The following is a 2,903-nucleotide window of genomic DNA, read 5'->3' on the forward strand; positions in this document are numbered from 1 at the left end:
GACCGGCCGGTTCGGATAAGCCCGGCGCTCTCGCTGGAGAGAGCCTTCCTCAGACGGTCTATGGGCTGTGGACTCCTCGACGATGAGCGACGGCCGCGTGGAGTTGCTCATGACACACAAGACCTGCCTAGGAAAGACCGAATGCTCGCTAGGAATCTATCACAAGTTTGAAGCCCGCGCCTCGATTCGCCATCGAATCAAGCGTGCAGGATCTCGCCAACCGCCGCACGTCTTTCTGATCCCAGCTGCCAACTTCCGGATCGTCGCCCACTCGGAAATCGCGATCTGCGGGCCTTCAACGCTCGCCCCTGGGCACTACAACTGTTTTCGTCTCATGTCCGACAGCCAGGCGCATTCGCTCATTCCGGATGGTACCACTCCTTCGCTCATTTGCCAGTCATCTGCTTTTGAATCTGTCTCACGCATTCTTCGGGTCGCCCATATATCGTGGGACCGAGGAAGCGAAGAACCCTCCATCCTTCTGCCTGCAACAGATTCGTGATCCTCGTGTCGTGGATTCTCTGCCGAAACCTGATCGCCCAAAACACGGTTGATGAAAAGATCATGCGCGCGCTCGAAAAGCGCGCCGAAGTCATTCAAGCCATCCTCGCTGAGATCAAAGGATAGCGTCATGAAAATAGACCAATTGAAAGAATTTGTTGCTCTGGAGCACCGGAAAAGAGAACTCGACTCGGAGATCAAAGCGATCGCTGCCCGGCTCGATGACCTGGAACAGGTGCTGGTGCCGCAGTTTTTGGAAGACGGTATCCAGTCGATGAGGATCGATGGCCGCGTGGTTTATGTCGCGCAGGACATTTATCCCAGCCCGGCATCGGATCGCGCGGCCGTAGTGGAGGCCCTAAAACAATCCGAGCTAGGACAGTACGTCTCCGAAAACTTCAATACGCAATCGCTCAAAGCCTTCGTGCGCGAAGTGACAGAGGAGGTCCGCCTCAGATGTGAGCAGCAGAACCAAATGCTCACGGAAGAAGCAGTGCTCGCCGCGCTGCCGACGCCGCTCGGCCAGGCGCTCAAAGTTTCGTTCGTTCACTCCCTGCGCAGCAGGAAAGCCTAATTACAAAAAAGGAGTCCACTAATGTCGCATCAACTTGTGAAAGTAGAATCGCAGTCCGTGATTAAAGCCTTTCAAACCGACATGGCCGCCATTCATGCGGCCATCAGCACCAACATCGGCGCCGGAGGCCTTACCGAGTTTGATCTGCCGCGGATCAAGATCCCCGCTGGCGGAGGCCTGCAGTGGCCGGTGCCTTCGCTTGAAGGTGAAACGATGGAATCGGTGATTGAGGGCGTGATCGTGCTGGCCCGCGACACTCGAGCGTATTACTCGCAGCCGCTCAGCGAAGGCGGCGGCAATCAGCCTCCCGATTGCTTCTCCGCAGACGGAACGACAGGCGTCGGCAAGCCGGGCGGAACCTGCGTAACCTGCCCGCTCGCCCAGTTTGGGAGCGCACCGGGCGGCCGCGGCCAGGCATGCAAGCAGATAAAGCAGGTGTTCGTGTTGCGGGGCAGTCTTCTGCTTCCCGAGGTGATTTCGCTCCCGCCCACCAGCCTGAAGGCTGCCAAGCAGTACCTGCTGAAGCTCACATCACAGGGCATCCCCTATTACTCCGTGGTGACGCGCGTCGGTCTCGAGCGCACAAAGAACGGCCAAGGGATCGCATACAGCCGGGCGACATTCGCTTTCGTGCGCCGCCTGACTCCGGATGAAGTCGGCAAAGCTCACGAGTACCACGAAATGCTGAAGCCGCTCGTCCAGAAAATGACCGTCGATCTCGATGCCTCCGAAGTCCACGACGAGTAAGCGACCGCGCGCGTGGAGGCGCCTATGCCAACGGAACTTTCAATCTCGCAGCTTCGCACGGACGGCGGCACGCAGCCCAGAGCCGCGCTTGATTTCGAGGCGGTCGACGATTACGCCGACGCCATGGCGGACGGGGCGAAGTTTCCACCTGTGGTGGTGTATTACGACGGCGAGAACTACTGGCTGGCGGATGGTTTCCACCGGGTGAAGGCTGCCTGGCAAGCAGGCCGGGAGACGATCACGGCAGAGGTGCGGTCGGGAACGCTCGAGGAGGCGCGGTGGCATAGCTTCAGCGCGAACAGGGCAAACGGGCTGCGCCGCACCAATGATGACAAGCAGCGCGCTGTGAAGGGGGCGCTGCAGCACCCGCGGGCTGCGGAACTAAGTGACCGCGAGATTGCCCGGCACGTTGGCGTCAATCACGACACGGTATCGGCTTGGCGGAAGAAGTTATCTCTATCTGTCGGAATCCGACAGATAGATTCCCGCACGGTCACTCGCAAGGGCACCACATATCAACAAGACACATCCACCATTGGGCGCCGGTCACGAGTGCAGGCACCCCGGCCAAGCCCGCACGAAATCCAATCGCCCGCAGTACCGGCTCCTGATCCAGAAATGCGGGCGTTCGCAAGAGCGCTCAAGGACCTCACGGTCTGCCAGCTTCCGGTTGGAGATTTTGTTTCCTGGCTCGTCGCACAGACCGAAGCAGCTGAACTCATCCCCCTCTTGGAGAACAGCAATGCAATCATCAGTGAAATCCTCTCTGAAATCAGACGCTCGACCGTCTCTGCTCGAAAGCTTGATTAAAGCCGGAGCCGTAGGCTCCGGAAATTCCTCCACAACGCGCACGCGCTGCAGGATCACCCCGGAGCTGGCGCGCGAATGGCTCGAAAAGACCAATCGCAAGAACCGGCCGTTATCGGAACTGAAATGGACCGCCTACGCCGTGGACATGCTGGAGGGCCGCTGGCAATACAACGGCGACGCCATCCGCTTCGGCTCTGACGGGGTCTTGCTGGACGGCCAGCACCGGCTGATGGCTTGCGTGGAAGCCGGCATTCCGTTTGAGACGGACGTG

6 protein-coding genes are annotated in these 2,903 nt (G+C 59.3%); all 6 read left to right on the top strand.

Annotation, left to right across the window (positions count from 1 at the left end):
* Positions 1 to 109: 109 nt before the first annotated feature.
* Positions 110 to 502 (top strand): hypothetical protein, encoded by a 393-nt coding sequence (locus Q8P46_10370; GenBank protein ID MDP2620563.1) that lies wholly within the window; start codon positions 110 to 112, stop codon positions 500 to 502.
* Positions 499 to 627 (top strand): hypothetical protein, encoded by a 129-nt coding sequence (locus tag Q8P46_10375; GenBank protein ID MDP2620564.1) that lies wholly within the window; start codon positions 499 to 501, stop codon positions 625 to 627. The genes Q8P46_10370 and Q8P46_10375 overlap by 4 nt, the downstream gene beginning before the upstream one ends.
* A 4-nt stretch (positions 628 to 631) precedes the next feature.
* Positions 632 to 1,075, top strand: a complete 444-nt coding sequence (locus Q8P46_10380; GenBank protein ID MDP2620565.1) for a hypothetical protein — start codon at positions 632 to 634, stop codon at positions 1,073 to 1,075.
* A gap of 21 nt (positions 1,076 to 1,096) precedes the next feature.
* Positions 1,097 to 1,822, top strand: a complete 726-nt coding sequence (locus Q8P46_10385) for a hypothetical protein (GenBank protein ID MDP2620566.1) — start codon at positions 1,097 to 1,099, stop codon at positions 1,820 to 1,822.
* A gap of 24 nt (positions 1,823 to 1,846) precedes the next feature.
* Positions 1,847 to 2,632 (top strand): ParB/RepB/Spo0J family partition protein, encoded by a 786-nt coding sequence (locus Q8P46_10390; protein MDP2620567.1) that lies wholly within the window; start codon positions 1,847 to 1,849, stop codon positions 2,630 to 2,632.
* Positions 2,625 to 2,903: hypothetical protein (locus Q8P46_10395; GenBank protein MDP2620568.1), on the top strand; the 279-nt coding region annotated here is incomplete at its 3' end. The genes Q8P46_10390 and Q8P46_10395, both read left to right, overlap by 8 nt.

It is taken from the genome of Hyphomicrobiales bacterium (genome assembly GCA_030688605.1).
GTDB lineage: Bacteria > Pseudomonadota > Alphaproteobacteria > Rhizobiales > NORP267 > JAUYJB01.